The organism is Streptococcus oralis (genome assembly GCF_026782375.1).
GTDB classification, from domain to species: domain Bacteria; phylum Bacillota; class Bacilli; order Lactobacillales; family Streptococcaceae; genus Streptococcus; species Streptococcus oralis_CL.
The window spans coordinates 43790-62656 of sequence record NZ_JAKUWJ010000001.1; the positions used below are offsets into that span (position 1 = coordinate 43790).

21 protein-coding genes and 2 tRNA genes are annotated in these 18867 nt (G+C 40.7%); 13 read left to right on the plus strand and 10 right to left on the minus strand.

Annotation, left to right across the window (positions count from 1 at the left end; all coding sequences use genetic code 11):
- The gene (locus tag MK409_RS00245) at positions 1-1089 is read left to right on the plus strand and encodes an AI-2E family transporter (RefSeq protein ID WP_004193676.1); all 1089 of its coding nucleotides are present in this window, start codon (positions 1-3) and stop codon (positions 1087-1089) included.
- Between the two features lie 138 nt (positions 1090-1227).
- Here the strand turns inward: MK409_RS00245 and MK409_RS00250 are convergent.
- From MK409_RS00250 to MK409_RS00265, 4 genes are all read right to left on the minus strand, one after another.
- Positions 1228-1300 (minus strand) — tRNA-Lys (locus MK409_RS00250).
- 62 nt (positions 1301-1362) lie between these two features.
- Positions 1363-1878, minus strand: a complete 516-nt coding sequence (locus MK409_RS00255; RefSeq protein ID WP_000672740.1) for a DUF308 domain-containing protein — start codon at positions 1876-1878, stop codon at positions 1363-1365.
- Between the two features lie 356 nt (positions 1879-2234).
- Positions 2235-2307 (minus strand) — tRNA-Lys (locus MK409_RS00260).
- A 263-nt stretch (positions 2308-2570) separates the two neighbouring features.
- A complete protein-coding gene (locus MK409_RS00265; RefSeq protein ID WP_268704920.1) occupies positions 2571-3842 on the minus strand; it encodes a replication-associated recombination protein A in 1272 nt (423 codons plus the stop codon).
- A 115-nt stretch (positions 3843-3957) separates the two neighbouring features.
- Between MK409_RS00265 and MK409_RS00270 the strand changes: the two genes are divergently transcribed.
- The 10 genes from MK409_RS00270 to MK409_RS00315 all read left to right on the plus strand — a co-directional run bounded on the left by MK409_RS00270 (position 3958) and on the right by MK409_RS00315 (position 14553).
- Positions 3958-4428, plus strand: coding sequence for a DUF3013 family protein (locus MK409_RS00270; RefSeq protein ID WP_049505623.1), 471 nt, complete (start codon positions 3958-3960; stop codon positions 4426-4428).
- 18 nt (positions 4429-4446) lie between these two features.
- Positions 4447-5520: a site-2 protease family protein gene (locus MK409_RS00275; RefSeq protein WP_268704921.1), complete on the plus strand. Its 1074-nt coding sequence runs from the start codon at positions 4447-4449 to the stop codon at positions 5518-5520.
- A 102-nt stretch (positions 5521-5622) separates the two neighbouring features.
- Positions 5623-6162, plus strand: a complete 540-nt coding sequence (locus MK409_RS00280) for a hypothetical protein (protein ID WP_049537159.1) — start codon at positions 5623-5625, stop codon at positions 6160-6162.
- Positions 6163-6215: 53 nt separating this feature from the next.
- Positions 6216-6653, plus strand: coding sequence for an NUDIX hydrolase (locus MK409_RS00285; RefSeq protein WP_049537157.1), 438 nt, complete (start codon positions 6216-6218; stop codon positions 6651-6653).
- On the plus strand, positions 6646-7119 hold the full coding sequence (locus tag MK409_RS00290; protein ID WP_268704922.1) for a GNAT family N-acetyltransferase: 474 nt from the start codon (positions 6646-6648) through the stop codon (positions 7117-7119). The genes MK409_RS00285 and MK409_RS00290 overlap by 8 nt, the downstream gene beginning before the upstream one ends.
- Before the next feature lie 137 nt (positions 7120-7256).
- The gene (prmA, locus tag MK409_RS00295; RefSeq protein ID WP_268704923.1) at positions 7257-8207 is read left to right on the plus strand and encodes a 50S ribosomal protein L11 methyltransferase; all 951 of its coding nucleotides are present in this window, start codon (positions 7257-7259) and stop codon (positions 8205-8207) included.
- A 1-nt stretch (position 8208) separates the two neighbouring features.
- A complete protein-coding gene (locus MK409_RS00300; protein ID WP_268704924.1) occupies positions 8209-8952 on the plus strand; it encodes a 16S rRNA (uracil(1498)-N(3))-methyltransferase in 744 nt (247 codons plus the stop codon).
- 10 nt (positions 8953-8962) lie between these two features.
- Positions 8963-10759, plus strand: a complete 1797-nt coding sequence (gene pepF, locus MK409_RS00305) for an oligoendopeptidase F (RefSeq protein WP_268704925.1) — start codon at positions 8963-8965, stop codon at positions 10757-10759.
- A 333-nt stretch (positions 10760-11092) separates the two neighbouring features.
- Positions 11093-13666, plus strand: a complete 2574-nt coding sequence (locus MK409_RS08950; protein WP_326845903.1) for a hypothetical protein — start codon at positions 11093-11095, stop codon at positions 13664-13666.
- A 218-nt stretch (positions 13667-13884) separates the two neighbouring features.
- Positions 13885-14553: an MIP/aquaporin family protein gene (locus MK409_RS00315; RefSeq protein ID WP_000714829.1), complete on the plus strand. Its 669-nt coding sequence runs from the start codon at positions 13885-13887 to the stop codon at positions 14551-14553.
- A gap of 95 nt (positions 14554-14648) precedes the next feature.
- On the opposite strand, the gene trxA is transcribed toward MK409_RS00315, so the two are convergent.
- From trxA to MK409_RS00330, 3 genes are all read right to left on the minus strand, one after another.
- Positions 14649-14963 carry a thioredoxin gene (gene trxA / locus MK409_RS00320; protein ID WP_001029581.1) on the minus strand — a complete coding sequence of 105 codons (315 nt, stop codon included), beginning with the start codon at positions 14961-14963 and terminating at the stop codon, positions 14649-14651.
- A gap of 15 nt (positions 14964-14978) precedes the next feature.
- On the minus strand, positions 14979-15200 hold the full coding sequence (locus MK409_RS00325; protein ID WP_000570263.1) for a DUF4649 family protein: 222 nt from the start codon (positions 15198-15200) through the stop codon (positions 14979-14981).
- Positions 15201-15300: 100 nt separating this feature from the next.
- Complete coding sequence (locus MK409_RS00330; RefSeq protein ID WP_000221646.1) at positions 15301-15681, minus strand: MarR family winged helix-turn-helix transcriptional regulator; 381 nt, start codon at positions 15679-15681, stop codon at positions 15301-15303.
- Between the two features lie 196 nt (positions 15682-15877).
- On the opposite strand from MK409_RS00330, the gene MK409_RS00335 reads away from it, so the two are divergent.
- Both MK409_RS00335 and MK409_RS00340 read left to right on the plus strand, forming a co-directional pair.
- Positions 15878-16252 carry a CidA/LrgA family protein gene (locus MK409_RS00335; RefSeq protein ID WP_025168467.1) on the plus strand — a complete coding sequence of 125 codons (375 nt, stop codon included), beginning with the start codon at positions 15878-15880 and terminating at the stop codon, positions 16250-16252.
- On the plus strand, positions 16249-16944 hold the full coding sequence (locus MK409_RS00340) for an LrgB family protein (RefSeq protein ID WP_001288940.1): 696 nt from the start codon (positions 16249-16251) through the stop codon (positions 16942-16944). Before MK409_RS00335 ends, MK409_RS00340 begins: the two co-directional genes overlap by 4 nt.
- 31 nt (positions 16945-16975) lie before the next feature.
- On the opposite strand, the gene MK409_RS00345 is transcribed toward MK409_RS00340, so the two are convergent.
- Genes MK409_RS00345 through MK409_RS00355 form a run of 3 tightly spaced genes read right to left on the minus strand, consistent with a single transcriptional unit; the run spans position 16976 to position 18785 of the window.
- The gene (locus MK409_RS00345) at positions 16976-17704 is read right to left on the minus strand and encodes a hypothetical protein (RefSeq protein ID WP_000498752.1); all 729 of its coding nucleotides are present in this window, start codon (positions 17702-17704) and stop codon (positions 16976-16978) included.
- 15 nt (positions 17705-17719) lie between these two features.
- Positions 17720-18415, minus strand: coding sequence for an ABC transporter ATP-binding protein (locus tag MK409_RS00350; RefSeq protein ID WP_000173182.1), 696 nt, complete (start codon positions 18413-18415; stop codon positions 17720-17722).
- Between the two features lie 4 nt (positions 18416-18419).
- Positions 18420-18785 (minus strand): GntR family transcriptional regulator, encoded by a 366-nt coding sequence (locus tag MK409_RS00355; protein WP_268704926.1) that lies wholly within the window; start codon positions 18783-18785, stop codon positions 18420-18422.
- Positions 18786-18867 lie beyond the last annotated feature (82 nt).

Consider the following 18867-nt stretch of genomic DNA (forward strand, 5'->3'; position numbering starts at 1 on the left):
ATGAACTTAGTAAAAAAATACACCCCGTTAATACTTTTTATAGGGCTGGTTGCTCTTGTAATTCTGAATGCATCGAGCTTTATATCAGGAGCAATCTCTCTCTTTGATGTAATATCAACCTTGATTTATGGTGCTGTTATTGCTTTTGTGCTTAATGTTCCTATGAAAAAAATTGAACAGTACTTAGTTAAATTGAAGGTAAAGGCAGAGTTGCGTCGTCCGATTGCCATGGTACTTGTTTTCCTAGCTCTTATCTTAATCGTGATTGCTCTTTTGGTTTTGGTGCTGCCAACCCTAGCCCAGACTATTAGTCAGCTGGGAACAGTCCTTTCAACAGTCCTTACTCAACTTGGGAAATTGCTAGGCAGCTCGGAATTTGTAACCAAAGACATGTTGTCAACTATCGTATCAGGCATACAGGGACAATCTAGTTCTATTAGCCAAGCTTTGATAGGTTTTTTATCAGGTCTGACTAGTAATATCGGCAATATTTTTTCAAGTTTGATGAATGCCTTTTTGATTATAGTCTTCACCTTTTTATTTTTATCCAGTAAGGAACATTTGGCAGCGATGACGAGTCGACTTCTAAAAGTTTTTCTTCCAGAGAAGGTGGTGATAAAGTTGACTTACATTGGACAAGTAGCACTAGAGACTTATGACCAATTTTTGATGAGTCAGCTGATTGAAGCAGTTATCATAGGAGTTATGATAGCGGTTGGTTACAGCGTGTTTGGGATACCCTATGGAGTAATGACAGGTATCTTTGCAGGAGTGCTATCGTTCATTCCTTATGTAGGGCCTATGATTGCTTGTGTTGTGGGAGCGATTTTTATCTTCACAGTGAGTCCTACTCAAGCCTTACTTTCTCTTCTTCTATATCAAGTTATACAGCTGATTGAAGGAAACCTTATTTATCCTAGAGTTGTAGGGCAGTCTATTGGTTTGCCAGCTATTTTCACGCTTGCGGCTGCTAGTATCGGAGGGAATCTTTTCGGACTACTTGGAATGATATTCTTTACCCCCGTATTTGCTGTTATCTATCGACTGGTTAAAGAATTTGTCGTTGCAAAGGAAAATCAGGTAGATTAAGAAAAACTAAATTTAATAAGATATACTGAGAAGAGAGTGAGAGATTCTCTTCTCTTTTATTTTTAAATACTTTTCTACAAAAAGCTATTAGACGTTAAAAAAAGCCTTGGTTTCAAGGCTTATTTCTGTTGATTTAGATGCCCCCTGCAGGGCTCGAACCTGCGCCCCATAGCTTAAGAGTCTACTGCTCTACCAACTGAGCTAAGGAAGCAACAGAAAAAGCTGAGAATGTAACTTCCCAGCTTTTTTAATATGCCCAAAATGGCAGCTAGATTATTTACGAAAGGCATCAAGGATATAGGTGAAACCAACAATTAAAAATGCAAAGGCAACGACATAAACGACAAAGACACTTGTAGCTACTGGATTGAACAAAATCACTAGACCTAGTAAAAATGCAAGCAACGCTATCCACATGATATGGTTGCCAATAATAGGGAAAATCAATCCCAAACGATTGCCTTTAAAGAAAACTATAATGGCTTCTACAATTAACCAAATTCCTAAAATAGTTGGAATGACAACTGGCAGCGTCACAAAGCCATAGGCAACGAGGTAAAGAGCTAAGAGAAGATTAACAATCCCTTGGAAAAGATGAGCTGGTGAGCGAAGCTCTTTTGGTACAGAGAAATAGCCTAAAATAGCTGCTATAGAAGAAACCAGTAAACCAAATGCAATCCACCAGCTGTAAGCAACAAGATTAGCTACTGGGTTTGTAAATAGGAAAAGTCCTAAAAGGACAAAAACAACTCCTGCAAGGAATAGCAGTAAACGATTAGAAAATTTCATTTCAATACCCCCTATATAGTATAGTATAGTATAGTTTGATAATAAAAATATTATACACCTTTTTAGAGGAAATGTCAATAAACAAAATGGAAAATTTGGAAGTTTCAGTCTGATTCATGAAAAGAAAATCAGTTTTTATTATTTTGAAAATAAAAAGAGAAGATAAAATTTGTCTTCTCTACATGAAAATATTGTATGGCATCAAAGCAAAAGTAACTGGCTTTACACTATTTGTTAAGATGTAATTTGGTTCAAAAAGAAAAGATAGATTTAAAAGTGGGGCAAATGATGAGGCAAATCAGTTATAGATAAGCAAAAAAGCCTTGGTTATCAAGGCTTTTCCTGTTGTATCTAGATGCCCCCTGCAGGGCTCGAACCTGCGACCCATAGATTAAGAGTCTACTGCTCTACCAACTGAGCTAAGGAGGCAAAGAAAAAGCTGTATTGGTGCCGAAACTTCACGGTTTGTATTGAACCCGCGCAATTAAGCAGGTGGGCAACTCGCTCTAACTGAAGCTGTTTCCGTGTGAGACGGCCTACATGCTGTTAGAAGACTTTTGTTTCCCTAATAATACAAAAAATAGTCGGTCAACACTTAAGTGTGAAGTCGTACACCACAGCGTTTCTATGTTTATATGATACCACTTTTTCAAAAAAAATCAAGAGGAAAATGCAATTATTTGAAAAGGATTTCACAAGTCCCGTAATTTATCAATGGTTTCCTTGCGTTGAGCTAAAGCCCGTTCGTATTTGCCAGTATCTTCCGGAGTGAAGTAGTGCTGATCTTTAATTTTTTCTGGCAGATAGTCCTGCTTGACCCAGTTTCCAGGATAGTTGTGCGGATAGAGATAGTTTTGCGCATTCCCTAGTTCCTTGCTTCCACTGTAGTGGCCATCGCGCAGGTGGCGCGGAATAGGTAAATGACCTGATGTTTTGAGGTCAGCAAGGGCCTTGTCCATGGCCACATAGGCTGAGTTGGATTTTGGAGAGAGGGCCAAGTCAATCACGACATTGGCAATGAGAATGCGAGCTTCTGGGAAGCCAATCTTTTGAGCAGCATCTAGAGCAGTTACAGTATGAATCTGAGCTTCAGGATTGGCCAAACCGATATCTTCATAAGCGATGACGGTCAAACGACGAGCGAGACTGGGCAAATCTCCAGCCTCAATCAAGCGGGCCGCGTAGTGGAGACTGGCATCGACATCCGAGCCACGGATGGACTTTTGCAGGGCAGATAGAACATCATAGTGACCGTCCCCATCCTTATCCATGGTAATGTAACTCCTCTGCAGGCTGTTTTCCATGATATCAAGAGTGATATGACGGATGCCCTTGTCATTTTCGGGAGTAGAAAGAACAGCCAAGTCAAGTGAGTTGAAGGCAGAGCGAAGATCTCCGTTTGTAGAAGTTGCGATGAAATCCAGCGCATCCTCATCTAGCTCAACTGGAAAATCAAAACCACGCTCAGGGTCAGTTAGAGCTATCTGAAGAGCCTCTTTGACGTCTTGGTTAGACAGAGGTTCCAACTCAAAAATTTGAACACGGCTACGGATGGCAGGAGTGACAGAAAAGAAGGGATTTTCAGTCGTAGCACCAATCATGATGACCAGACCACTTTCTAAGAGTGGTAGAAGAAAGTCTTGCTTAGTCTTGTCAAGACGATGAATCTCGTCTAGTAGCAGTACAAGGCCACCTGAGAATTTAGCCTCTTCAGCGATTTCTTGGAGACGTTTTTTACTATCAACAGTGGCATTGAAGGCCCGAAAGGCATACTTGGTCGTTCCAGCGATGGCAGAGGCGATACTGGTTTTGCCGATTCCTGGAGGTCCGTAGAGAATCATGGAGGACAGGCGGTTGGCCTCCACCATACGACGGATAATTTTTCCAGGTCCTACCAGATGCTCTTGACCGATGACCTGGTCGATGGTTTTAGGGCGCATGCGAAGCGCGAGATTGTCAGGCATAGCAGTCCTTTCTAACGTGGATTTTCTGATGTATATATGGTAAGATGGTAGTATCTATTTTAGCATATTTCCGAGTATTCGGGGCGATTAAAGAATCGCATAGAAAGAGGACAAAATGGCAACATACGGATTTTTAGATGTTTTAGAGGAAGAGTTAGATAAGAACTTTCCTTTTGACTTTGAGATTAGCTGGGACAAGCGCAATCATGCGGTTGAAGTGAGTTTTTTATTGGAAGCACAAAATGCTGCGGGAGTAGAGATGCTGGACGAGGACGGAGAGGTCTCATCAGACGACATTCTCTTCGAGGAAGCAGTCCTTTTCTACAATCCTGCCAAGTCAACAGTCAATGAGGAAGACTATTTGACAGTTATCCCTTATCTGCCGAAGAAAGGTTTTTCTCGCGAATTTTTAGCTTATTTTGCGCTATTCCTTAAAGATACTGCAGAGGTTGGGCTAGATGCCCTCATGGACTTTTTGGAAGACCCAGAAGCAGAAGAGTTCGTCATGGAATGGAACCAAGAAGTCTTTGAAGAAGGAAAAGTCGGCTTGGAAGAAGGAGAATTTTATCCTTATCCGAGGTATTAGAAACTAGTGAGGAAGTATATGAAGAAAATAGGTTTGTATCTTATTTCTGGTCTGTCCTTTGTTTTTTTGATGCTAGGATTTGCTTTTGGAACAATTGCCTTTAAAGAGTTAGATTTTTCGTTTGTCTTTGTTCCAGGCTACCTATTTACTTTTTTCAGCATCTATCTGATATTTATCCTTCATGAGCTGGGGCATGCAGTCTGCGGTTACCTGACAGGCTATCGACTGGTGGCTTTTGGATTAGGGAATTTTCTTCTGACCAAAAAGTCAGGTGAGTTTTCTCTTAGTCGAACAGCTGTTCTCAAAAATGTTGGTGCTCAGTATATTGGATTGAAAGAAGATGAAAGTGATCAAAGAATCATCCTGATGCTTGCAGGCGGCTTGGTAGTTCATCTTGGTTTGATTTTATTGGCGATATTGTATGGATTTTTGACAAGAAACTGGTATTTTGCGGCTACTTGGATTTGTCTAAATCTATCTTTTCTTCTCATCAATGCTAAGCCAGTTGGGATTACCGATGGAGCAAAAATTTTGGAATTGCTACAACACCCTGAAAATACCCAATACGCCTACTTGGTGTTGAGGCATTCTGCCCAGACCTTGCTAGCTCCTCAAGAATATGATTTGAAAGACTTTATCATGCCTGTTGATGAGAATGCGAGAGGGAGTTTTGCAGAAAGTGTTCAGACTCTCCAGGGCTTGGTATTCATATTGGATGATAATATAGAACTTGCTAAGCGACAGTTTCAGTCTTTGCTAGAGAAAACAGATAATCCAATGTCTAAAACGATTTCTCAATTATACCTTCTTCACATTGCCTTGCTAGAAGGAGATCATGAAAAAGCGGAGGAGTATGCAAGTAATCGAGGAGTTAAATCCTTTTTGTCTCTAAAAATGGCAGACATGCAGATCATTCAAGCCTGGTATCAATTTAAGATAAAGAAAGATGTAGCTCAAACTCGCAAGGCTATGAAGATTGCTAGACAGAAAATGGCTAGTAGTAGAATGTTACGAAACGAGAAACAATACTATGAAAACTGGTTAGAGGAGCTGGAGAAGGAAATCCATGAAGAAAACTCTGTTGTAAGCTGACAAGCTAGGTTTGTTTCAATCGGCTTGATTGCTTGATATAAATGAGAAGGGGATCTAACTGGTGTTTCTGAAGAGGGGTTGAAGTCTAGAAAAGAGGTAAAAATGTTTCATATTTTCAAGCAGCTATTTAGAAAAATAAGCCCAAACTCGCAAGAGTATGGGATTTCTCTACCACGCAATCGATTTGAAAATTTAGATTTTGAGAGAGTGTTGAAGTGTGAAAGCCGCCGATTTTTTAATGAAGGGGGACTTTATGACGAGAGCGCAAAAATCATGGAACTTGAGTTTTCTGAAGGCTTTGGAGAATTTGAGTTTTTGATTTACTTTAAGACTGGTGAAGAGAAACAGTTTGAGCAGTTGATAGCTTCTTTAAACGACTTTGATAATGCCATCCAGTCCAGTTTGGAAAGGGAGTTTCAAAACTCCATTCCTCAGAACAAGAAAAAGTTGAACAATAGTCGAGAGAGGCGAGAGAAATATTTTTATTTTCATCCATGGATACTGAGTTGCGAGGAGGCTCCACCTAGTCTTCGCTATGTTGCAGATAATGTAAACGATGAGTTTACGGTTTATTTTAGTAAGAATCAGGGGAGATGGCAGGCATATTGGGATCTAGATTGTCAAAAATTGATTCAAGAATAGCTAAGTAGAATGCTAGCATAGAGCAGTTTGTTATCATAGGAAGAGACTTAATCATGGAATTATTGAATAAAAGAATGAATTTCACAGGCTGTAAAATTGCCCTCTTTTGTGAGGATAGGATTTTAACTATCTTACGCGATGACAAGCCCAGCATTCCTTGGCCCAATATGTGGGAGTTACCAGGTGGTGGCCGTGAGGGGAATGAAAGTCCTTTTGAGTGCGCGGCGCGTGAAGTTTACGAAGAACTAGGAATTCATCTGACTGAGGATTGTCTGCTTTGGAGTAAGGTTTACCCAAGTATGCTTTTTGAGGGAAAAGAATCCGTCTTTCTAGTTGGCAAGTTAAGGCAGGAACAGTTTGATAGTATCGTCTTTGGCGATGAAGGGCAGGGCTACAAACTGATGAGCGTTGAGGAGTTTCTTGGCTCAGATAGGGTTGTACCCCAGTTGCAGGATAGAGTGAGGGATTATATGGAGAGTAACTATGATTAGACTAGAACGAGCAGGAGCAGAGGATTTAGAAACCGTAATTGCAATTCAAAGGGCTAGCTTTAAGGCTGTCTATGAGAAATATCAAGATGAGTATGATCCTTATCTGGAGGACTGCGAACGAATCAAGTGGAAACTGGTAGAACGTCCTAATAGCTATTATTACTTTGTGAAAGAAGATGAAGAAAAGATTGGTTTTTTACGAATTCAGACCAATGAAGAGTTGACAGAGGCTTGGTTGGGAACGGCAGCGATTTTGCCCCAGTATCAAGGAAAAGGTTATGGTTCTGAAGGATTGGAATTGCTGGAAAAGGAATTTCCGACGATTAAACAGTGGGATTTGTGTACGGTATTACAGGATGAAGGTATGGTTGCTTTCTATGAGAAGAACGGCTACCATCAAACCCATATTGAACCTGAAAAAGAAGGCATGGATATGGTATACATGAAAAAATGCATAGAGAAATAGAAAGGATAGTTCAGTTACATTTCTAAACTGAACCCGCCCTAAACACTGTGCCAAAAAGATAAACTTCTCTTAGACCCAAGCGTCATCAGAGAATTTCCTATTTTGGCTTTGTGTTTTACGGGCTTGGTATCTTAATTATGGAAACATGGCAAGAGTTAAAAGTAACGGTTAAGCGTGAGGGAGAGGAATTGGTTTCCAATCTCTTAATTGAGCTGGGGGCGCAAGGTGTTGCGATCGAGGATAGTATGGACTATGTGGGAAATGTAGACCGTTTTGGTGAGATTTTCCCAGAGGTCGAGCAGCAAGAAGAAATCGTGGTGACAGCCTATTATCCCGAAACGGTTGATGTAGTGGCAGTTGAGGCAGACTTGCAGGCTCGTCTGGCAGAATTGGCAGATTTTATGGACTTAGGAGAAGTCAAGATGGGGACGACTGTCTTAGCTGAGGAAGACTGGGCAGACAACTGGAAGAAATACTATGAACCAGCTCGCATCACTCATGATTTGACCATTGTGCCGTCTTGGACGGACTATGAGGCGACTATGGGAGAAAAGATTATCAAGCTAGATCCTGGTATGGCCTTCGGGACAGGAACTCACCCGACAACCAAGATGAGTCTTTTTGCCTTGGAGCAGGTTCTTCGCGGTGGGGAAACGGTGCTAGATGTGGGGACAGGTTCAGGTGTCCTTTCTATCGCTAGCTCACTACTAGGAGCTAAAGAAATCTTTGCCTATGACCTCGATGACGTGGCGGTTCGTGTCGCTCAGGAAAATATTGAGCTCAATCCAGGTATGGAAAACATCCATGTAGCGCCAGGTGATTTGCTCAAGGGTGTGGAGATTGAAGCAGATGTCATTGTGGCTAATATCTTGGCGGATATTCTCATCCATCTGACGGATGATGCTTATCGCTTGGTCAAGGACGAAGGCTACCTGATTATGAGTGGCATTATCAAGGACAAGTGGGATATGGTGCGAGAGTCGGCTGAAGCGGCAGGTTTCTTCCTTGAGACTCACATGATGCAAGGGGAGTGGAATGCCTGTGTCTTTAAGAAGACCAAGGATATTTCCGGTGTGATTGGAGGCTAACATGCAGCAGTATTTTGTCAAAGGCAGTGCTATCTCTCCTGTCGCCATCGAGGACAAGGAAACCAGCAAGCACATGTTTCAGGTCATGCGCTTGAAAGAAGGTGATGAGGTGACCTTGGTCTTTGAGGATGGTATCAAGCGCTTGGCGCGCGTGTTGGATGTGGAAAATCGTCAGTTTGAGTTGGTCCAAGAGTTGGCTGACAATGTGGAACTGCCCGTTCAAGTGACCATTGCATCTGGATTTCCCAAGGGAGACAAGCTAGAGTTCATCACTCAAAAAGTGACGGAACTGGGAGCCAGCCAAATCTGGGCATTTCCTGCCGACTGGTCAGTTGCCAAGTGGGACGGCAAGAAATTGGGCAAAAAGGTTGAAAAACTAGAAAAAATCGCCCTCGGTGCAGCTGAGCAAAGCAAGCGAAACTTTGTTCCAAGTATCAAGCTATTTGAGAAAAAAGCAGACTTTTTAGCACAACTTAATCAGTTTGATCGTATCGTGGTAGCTTACGAAGAGTCAGCAAAAGAAGGTGAATCAGCTGCCCTTATTCAAGCTGTCGCTGCCCTTGAAAAAGGAGCCAAACTGCTCTTTATCTTTGGACCAGAAGGTGGTCTTTCGCCTGCGGAAATCGAAAGTTTCGAAGCTAAAGGAGCCGTCTTGGCAGGCCTAGGACCTCGCATCTTGCGAGCAGAAACAGCGCCACTTTACGCCGTATCAGCCCTTAGTGTTTTATTAGAATTAGAGAAATAAGAGGAAGAAAATGGAACAAAAACACCGTTCAGAATTTCCAGAAAAGGAACTTTGGGATTTAACCGCCCTATACCAAGACCGTGAGGATTTTTTGCGTGCAATCGAGAAAGCTCGCGAAGACATTAACCAATTTAGCCGTGACTACAAGGGCAATCTTCACACTTTTGAGGATTTTGAGAAGGCCTTTGCGGAATTGGAGCAAATCTATATCCAGATGAGTCATATCGGCAATTATGCCTTTATGCCTCAGACGACAGACTATAGCAATGAAGATTTTGCCAACATTGCCCAAGCTGGAATGGAATTTGAAACAGATGCCAGTGTAGCCTTGACCTTCTTTGACGACGCCTTAGTCGCTGCAGATGAGGAAGTCTTGGACCGTTTGGGTGAATTGCCTCACTTGACGGCAGCTATTCGTCAGGCCAAAATCAAAAAAGCCCACTATCTTGGGGCAGATGTGGAGAAGACCTTGACCAATCTCGGTGAAGTTTTCTACAGTCCACAGGACATTTATACTAAGATGAGAGCTGGGGATTTTGAAATGGATGATTTTGAAGCCCATGGCAAGACCTACAAAAACAGCTTTGTTACCTATGAAAATTTCTACCAAAATCACGAGGACGCTGAGGTTCGTGAAAAATCCTTCCGTTCCTTCTCAGAAGGACTCCGTAAGCACCAAAATACGGCTGCCGCAGCCTACCTTGCTCAAGTCAAGTCTGAAAAACTCTTGGCAGATATGAAAGGCTATGACTCAGTTTTTGATTATCTTTTAGCTGAGCAGGAAGTAGATCGTGCCATGTTTGACCGCCAGATTGACCTTATCATGAAGGACTTTGCGCCAGTCGCTCAGAGATACCTCAAGCATGTTGCCAAGGTGAATGGTCTTGAAAAGATGACCTTTGCTGACTGGAAGCTTGACTTGGATAGCGCCCTCAATCCTGAAGTGAGTATTGATGATGCCTATGACTTGGTCATGAAGTCAGTCGCACCATTGGGTCAAGAATACACTCAAGAAATTGCCCGTTACCAAGAAGAACGCTGGGTGGACTTCGCTGCTAATAGTGGCAAGGATTCAGGTGGTTACGCAACGGATCCATATCGTGTGCATCCTTATGTTCTCATGAGTTGGACTGGCCGTTTGAGCGATGTCTATACCTTGATTCATGAGATTGGGCATTCTGGTCAATTTATCTTTTCAGACAACCATCAGAGCTATTTCAACGCCCACATGTCGACCTACTATGTCGAAGCACCATCAACCTTCAATGAATTGCTTTTAAGTGATTATTTGGAGCACCAGTCTGACGATCCGCGTAAAAAACGCTTTGCCCTTGCTCACCGTTTGACAGACACCTACTTCCATAATTTCATCACCCACCTCTTGGAAGCAGCTTTCCAGCGTAAGGTTTATACATTGATTGAAGAAGGAGAAACCTTCGGAGCAAGCAAACTTAACAGCATTATGAAGTCAGTCTTGACGGATTTCTGGGGAGATGCCATTGAGATTGATGATGATGCAGCTCTGACCTGGATGCGCCAAACTCACTACTACATGGGCTTGTATAGCTACACTTACTCGGCAGGGCTAGTCATCTCGACAGCTGGTTACCTTCATCTGAAACATTCAGAAACTGGAGCTGAAGATTGGCTCAATCTCCTCAAATCAGGTGGCAGCAAGACACCGCTTGAGTCAGCCATGATTATCGGAGCCGATATCTCAACGGACAAACCACTCCGTGATACCATCCAGTTCTTGTCAGACACAGTTGATCAGATTATCGCCTACAGTGCTGAGTTGGGAGAGTAAGGGAATAGAGAGGTCGTTCTAGAATGATGCTAATGAGACTTTTGCTTTATTTGTAGTGATTGTCAAGAAAAGTGTTGAGGGTCGTAATTGCAAAGCAGAATTAATAACGGAATCGGTATTACTAATCATCCTTTTTATTTTCTATATGATTGAATTTAGTTAAGAAATTGATGAGGAACTATATATTACAATTTATAGTTAAGTTGTTTTATGTAATTATAGATGCAAGGTATAGATTTATAAACAATTTCTAAGAATATCGTAATTCTTTAAAAATATAGGAATATATGATAAAATATAAAATGTAAACGCTTAAAAAGAAAGGTTGGATTAATGAAAAAGGAAAAAGTGCTGATTGGTTTGGGAGTTGCAACTGCAATAGTAACTGCTTTTAATGGTCATGTCCAAGCAGATGAGGTTACAAATAAACAATCGAATAAAACTACTGTCAGTCAATCAGAGACCAAAAAGGATGTTGAAGTTTCAGAATCAGATGTAAAAAATGCAGAAGTAAAACTAAACAAAGCAATTGATGAAGAAAAGAATGCTCAGAAGATTGTTGATAAAACGCAACAAGAGTATGCATCTGCTGTAACAAATAAGAACAAAGCAGATGACGCTTTGAAACAAGCTCAAGAATTTGCTAAACAAGCTACACCTGAGAAAATTAAAAATGCAGAAAAGGATCTTGCCGCAAAACAAGTAACTGTCAAGAAAGCCGAAGAAAATTTGGCTGGAGTAAAACAAGGTGAGAAACAAGCTCAGACAAGTGTCGAGAACCAACAAACAGTTGTTAATAAGGCAAAAACTCAGGTTGATCAAAGAGCAGCAGACGTAAAAAAGGCACAAGACAAAGTAAGGGTAGCAGAGGAAACTTTTGATTGGAATACATTACGTGAGGTGCAACAAGCAACTGAGAAATTAGATGCGAAGGTGAAAGCTGACCAAGCTAAAGTGAGTTCTTTAACTAGTGAGTTCTCAAAAGCACAACAAGAAAGAAAAGCACTTGTAGAAAGAGGAAATAAGAACCGTTCTACTCTTGAAAAGAATTTAAAATCAGCTGGGAATGAGTTTTTAACAGTTACGGTCCCTCACGAGATTCAATCAAATTCTGTTAGCGAGAGTGATTCCAAGACTCCTCCACTTGAGGAAAAAACTTTCGTAGGAAGTGATGGGAAGACATATTATGTTGCTGCAAATGAAGATGTGAATTTTAGCGGAGAAAGAACAGAAACTATCGTTGTTTCATCTAAAGATTATGTCAGCGATCCTCATGTGGTTGATTATAAAAAGGTTTCTGAAGAAGTTCGTAAATACTTAATTGAATTGCGTAGAATCAATGGTATTGATATTCCAGTGCCAGCTGTGACTGACAAGGCTCTGAGATATGCAAAAGCGAGAGCAAATGAAATGGTGGCAAATAATAAATTGTCACATGATACAAAATTGAAAAATCAAGATTTTGGTTTTAAGGATGCGACTGAAAATGCAACAGCTGGTTCGGTTCCAGAAAAGAGCCTGTTAAGTGAAAAAGAACTTGCTTATAAAGAGGTCCTATCTTACTTTAATGATTATAGTAATGCCTCGTTATATGGCTCATCAGATCCAAAAGAAGCACATAGACGTAACTATGGTCATAGAATTCCATTGCTAGCAGCTTCTGGGACAGGGATGGCTGTCGGAGCATCCTCTAGCGAAAAAACAAGCTATGGAAATTATGGAGTGTTAACATTTATTAGCGAGAATAAAGATGTTTATGGAATACTTCCTTCTGGAGCTGAAGAGTATAGTAGTTATTTTTTAGCAAGAGCAGAAAATAAAGATAGTAATCCAGATTATAGCGAATTTTACTTTAATGGGAAACGAGTAAAATTCTTGCCTAAAATAACCTTCCGTTATGTTTGGAATGAAATCACGCATCCTAAAAATCCAGCCTATACTAAAGCGAAAGAAGCTTTAGATAATTTTAATCGAAAACAAAGAAATGAAGAGACTGTGGCAAATGAAAAACTATCGTCTCTAAACAATAACCTTACCATTGCTAAAACGACTTTAGATAAAGATAAAAAAGAACTAGACAAATCTAAAAAACGTCTTGTGGATTTGACAAAACAAAATAAAGCTAAGCTAAACGTTTTGAAATCAGCACAAGCAGAATTGAGTAAACAACAAACTTTGCTGAGTGCTGCTAAAACTGAGTTTTTGAAACAAGAGACTGAACTAAATCGATTGAAAGTAGTCAAAAACGATAAGATAAAATTCGTTAAGACTGCTGAACAATCACTTAAAAATGCTAAAAAAGAGTTGGATACAGCACATCAATATGTTACAAATCTCAAAAATGCTCCAAAAAAACTCGATGAAGCTAAAAAACAATTGATTAGAGCTAAACAAAAGGTTGAGGAATCTAAAAAAGCGCTCGATAATGCCAATGCTAAATTAAAACTTGCTAATGCTAAAAAAGAGGCTGCTAAAAAGGAATATACGAAAGTATCTGAATCATATAAACAATATTTATTGTTAAAACAAAAAGCAGCTTCGAAAGGAAGTTGGATTCAATCCTCTGGTCGTTGGTGGTACAGACACAACAATGGTTCTTATACAACTAATGGTTGGGAACTAATCGATAGTACATGGTATTATTTTGACAGTTCAGGATGGATGCAAACAGGCTGGGTAAAAACAGGCGGTTCATGGTATTATCTTAATTCTTCAGGTGGAATGAAAACAGGCTGGGTAAAAACAGGTGGATTATGGTATTACCTCAATTCTTCAGGAGCAATGCAAACAGGATGGTTCACTGTTTCAGGGAAATGGTATTATGCTTATAGTTCTGGCGCTTTAGCAGTCAATACAACTACACCTGATGGATATCATGTCAATTACAATGGGGAATGGATTAAATAGAGAGTGCTATGCTATTTAAAAAGATTAATACAAACTCTCATTTTATTCAGTATAGTATAACCATCAAATATAGAGATTTACAACTAATTGCAATACATTAAAAATATACAAATTTTGAAAACAATATTGCAACATATATAAATTTTCCAATCAAATTTCTTGAAACCCTTTCCTTCTTCTGATAGACTAATACATAGTTTGAAAAAAGGAGACTTATCATGAAAAAATTTGTTGCTGAATTAATCGGTACATTTATGCTTGTGTTCATCGGAACAGGAGCTGTTGTTTTTGGAAATGGTGTTGAAGGTCTTGGACACCTTGGAATTGCTTTTGCCTTTGGTTTGGCAATCGTAGTCGCAGCTTTCTCAATCGGAACTGTTTCAGGTGCTCACTTGAACCCAGCTGTTTCGATCGCTATGTTTGTAAACAAACGTTTGTCATCTTCAGAACTTGTAAACTACATCCTTGGACAAGTAGTTGGAGCTTTCCTTGCGTCAGCTGCGGTATTCTTCCTCTTGTCTAACTCAGGCATGTCAACTGCTAGTCTTGGTGAAAATGCCTTGGCAAACGGTGTCACTGTCTTTGGTGGATTCTTGTTTGAAGTCATCGCAACTTTCTTGTTTGTCTTGGTTATTATGACTGTAACATCAGCAAGCAAAGGAAATGGCGCGATTGCTGGTTTGGTAATCGGTTTGTCCTTGATGGCTATGATCCTTGTAGGATTGAACATCACTGGACTTTCAGTAAACCCAGCTCGTAGTTTGGCTCCAGCTGTCTTGGTTGGTGGCGCAGCTCTTGAACAAGTTTGGATTTTTATCCTTGCTCCAATCGTTGGTGGTGTACTTGCAGCTCTTGTTGCAAAAAACTGCCTTGGAACAGAAGAATAAGAAACGAAAAAAGAGTCCTGTTCTCAGTTTGAGGAACAGGGCTTTTTCTATGCAAACAAAAAAGCACTCCCTTTTTGAATGGGAGTGTTTCGTGATTAGCTCAATTCAGCAACGATAGCCTTGATTTGTTCTGCAGTGTGTACTCCAGCAACCTGTTTCACAACTTGGCCATCTTTTTTGAAGAGAAGGGTTGGGATAGACATGATTCCAAAAGCACGAGCTGTGTTTGGATTTTCATCAACGTCCATTTTAACGATTTTCAAGACATCTTCTGAAAGTTCTTCAGACAATTTGTCCAAGATTGGACCTTGCATACGACATGGACCACACCAAGTTGCCCAGAAGTCTACCAAGACCAAACCGTCTTTTGTTTCTTGTTCAAATGTTGCATCTGTAATTGCTTTTGCCATTGTATTTCTCCTTTTTTAGTTATATTGGCTTAAATCTTGTTTCATGAGATAGAAGAAGACATCTCCATAAGTCCCATGGTAGTCCAAATCATGACCATTGTAGGTTAATTTTTGGACAGTATAGTAATCCGCGACGCCGATAAGGCAGGCGTGTTGAGAACGTTCAAAGTCTTGGTAAGACTCGAAAGTCATGGTTCTCTCTTGCTTGCTGGCATCTAGGTAGGTAATTTCGATCATATAAAACTCCTTTGTTGTTTGATCTTGACTTTATTGTACTCCTTGGAAAGAGGAATGTCAAGAAAAATGATTGCGCACGCAACTTTTTTAAAAAATCTGATTACGAAATGAATTCAAGACTCGTTTCCAGTCTTTCTTCGACAGCCTTTTGCAGGTAAGCTAGAGTTGTCTGTCCCTCGTCAGTCAGGCAGATAAAGCTAGCCCGTCTATCCTGATCGCAACATCGGCGACTAAGCAGACCACAGTTTTTCTCTTCTAGGCGAGCCACCATTCGAGAAACAGCGCTCGGGCTGAGATGGAGTTTATCTGGCAGGTCAATCTGTCGTAAAGATTTTTCATCAGCTAGGTCCAGATAGTAGAGCAGGTAAAACTCCTTCAAGGTCAACCTTTGTTCACTCTGCTGGGCGATGGTTTCTTCTAACAAGGCTTCCATTTCTTTTTGACGGCGGTTGTAGTCAAACCACTTTTCCAGATAGGTCATTGCTTTCTCCTTTCTTTTCAAAGTAAAAATAGCAAAGTCATGACTGACTGTTCTTGCAACACAAGATGATTGCGCATGCAATGATTATACTACTTTTAACTAATCCTTGCAAGCAAGAAGAATTCCAATATTTCCTTGAAATTTTCTGAAAAAAGAGTAAACTGGTATGCAAGAAGTCTATTTCATGGAGTTTAGGATGAAATTATATGTTCAATTAATGATTCTCTTTGTGATTTCTCTAATCGGAGAGGGAATTTCTAGTTTCTTTCATCTGCCCATCCCAGGCAGTATTATCGGGTTGATTATTCTCTTTCTAGCCCTACAGTTCAAGTGGCTACGGATCAGGCATGTCAATATGGTGGGGAATTTTCTGCTGGCCAATATGACCATTCTCTTTTTGCCGCCAGCAGTGGGAATCATGGAAAAGTTTGATGTCATTGCCCCCTATCTCTTGCCCATTGTCTTGATTGTCTTTTTTGCGGCTGTTATCAATATTATCCTTATAGCCCTAGTGGTTCAGTTCATCAAACGACGGTTTGAGGGAGATTATGAGAAAGGAGACGCCAAATGAGTGAATTTGTTTCCAATCCCCTATTTGGGATTGCATTATCTATCCTAGCTTATCTAGTAGGGATGTTGATTTACAGACGTTTTCCCCATCCTTTGACAACGCCCTTGCTTTTGTCAGCTGTTTTTATCATTATTTTTCTCAAGGTGACTGGTATTTCTTACCAAGACTACTATCAAGGTGGGGTTTATCTGAACAACTTGATAGTCCCATCGACCGTGGCTCTAGGGATTCCGCTTTATAAGAGTTTTCACCTGATGAAGCACCATGCTCGGAGTATTCTCTTTGGTAGTCTGTTAGCAGTAGTTGTCAATACTTGCTTTACTGCCATAGTAGCGAAAATATTTGGTATGGACTTTTTCCTAGCCATTTCTCTCTTTCCCAAGTCAGTAACAACCGCCATGGCAGTGGGGATCACAGAAAAATTGCAAGGTTTGACGACTGTGACCTTGGTCGTCGTAGTGGCGACTGGGATTTTGACCAGTGTTATCGGACCAACCATTTTGAAGTGGTTGAAAATTGATGATCCAGTTGCGGTGGGACTTTCCCTCGGTGGGACAGGTCATGCTGTCGGAACAGGAACGGCCCTTCGCTACGGCTCTGTAGCAGGAGCTATGGGTGGCTTAGCTATCGGTATCACTGGTATTCTTTATGTCTTTGTCAGCCCCCTTGTAGCCAGCTTGATATTGAGTTAAAGAAAAACCCAGCTTTCTAGCTGGGCATTTTTTATTGCAAGTTAACCTTGTTTTTCAAGATATAGTAGGTTCCGAGATAGTAGATAGCTGATAAAAAGAGATTGCGCAGAATTTCTGTACCAGCTATCACGTTAAAGTCATTGTCAACTCTGAAGAAGAAAGTGATATAACCAATAACGATGGAAATGACGATATAGGCCAGAATTCCCATAGCTGTTCGATACTCATTAAAGAGTTGCCCGATTGAGATTGCGAGGTAAATGGACAAGATCCAGGAGATCGAGCTGACAAGTAGTGAGACCGCATAAAGTCCACCGTGGCTGAGGTAAGGAGAAATGAAGTTATAGAGGGAAGTGAAGTCTTTTTCTATTGGTGTTAAGAAAATGATAATCAATATACTTAAGATAAAGACGATATAGCTTAAGATGGACCAGACAAGGGCACTGAAGAGTTTTGCAGTAATAATTTGGTGTTCAGAGACAGGCAAAGTCAAGGTCAAGTATCCTTGGCGGTCATAGACACTACCCTTAAATCTTCGGATGATTAAAAAGATTGTTGCAATCCAAAGAGTGACGCTGAGTCCCCCGAAGACTAAAATCAAAAAGAAAATGAGATAGCCTGTATTATCAGGGTTGTAACTAGGGCTAAGACTGCTAATAAAAATTCCAATCAAAACTGAAATTGCAAGCACAGCACCGTAGAGTGCCAGATACCATTTATTGATATTTTTAAATTCATAGCGAACTAAATTCCAAAACATAATAATCTCCTTTAACTAAGCCTTGAACTCTTGACGGAAGAGCTGGTCAATGGATTCACCTGACTCGTAACGAATATCATCAACATTTCCTTGGCGGACGACTTTTCCGTCTTTGAGGAAGATAATCTCATCCAAGATTGGTTCAATATCTGAAATCAAGTGGGTTGAAATCAGTACCGTAGAGGTTGGTGAGTAGTTGTTGATGATGGTATTGAGGATATAATCACGGGCAGCTGGATCCACTCCACCGATCGGTTCATCGAGGACATAAAGACGAGCTTCGCGGCTCATAACCAGAATGAGTTGAACTTTTTCCTTGTTCCCTTTTGATAGTTTCTTAAGGCGGTTGTTCTCATCAATGCCAAGATCAGCTAACAGGTGTTGGGCTCTTTCGAGATTAAAATCCTGATAGAAGGTTTTAAAATAGGTTAGAGCATCCTTGACCTTCATCTCTTCATTGAGATAAGTTGTGTCAGGCAGATAAGAGACAATCGCCTTGGTGGCTGGACTTGGATCCTGTCCGTTAATGAGGACACGTCCTTTATCGGGCTGAAGGAGGCCATTGATCAGTTTGATCAAGGTTGTTTTCCCGGATCCGTTTGGTCCAAGGAGTCCGACAATCTTTCCGGCTGAGATCTCTAGTGAGATATTGTCAAGTGCCGCAGTTGCTCCATAAGATTTTGATACATTCTCAAGTGCTAATAATGTCATAGTCTTAAACTCCTTTGATATAATCACTTAATACATTTGGCAGTTCTTCTTTTTTGTATCCAAATTGAAGCATACAAGAGACGAAGTGTTGCAGTTGCTCCTCGGAAAGTTGTTTGCGGGACTGAACGATGAGGTCCAAGTCCTCGGTGACAAAACGACCAGTTGTCCGCTTGCTGTATACAAATCCTTCACGTTCAAGGTCCGATAAGGCGCGCTGGATGGTATTGGGATTGACCCCAGCATGGCTCGCCAGTTCTCTCACGGTTGGGAGCTGTTGGTTGGGTTCCAGTTCATGGGAAACAATCTGTAGTTTGATTTTTTCCATAATCTGTAAATAAATCGGTTTTGTATTATCAAATGACCAGGACATCATAGTCTCCTTTCTTTGTCTTGCTTGTTCTAATCAAATAATACAATAAAACAAAAAACTTGTCAAGCAAAAATAAGAATTG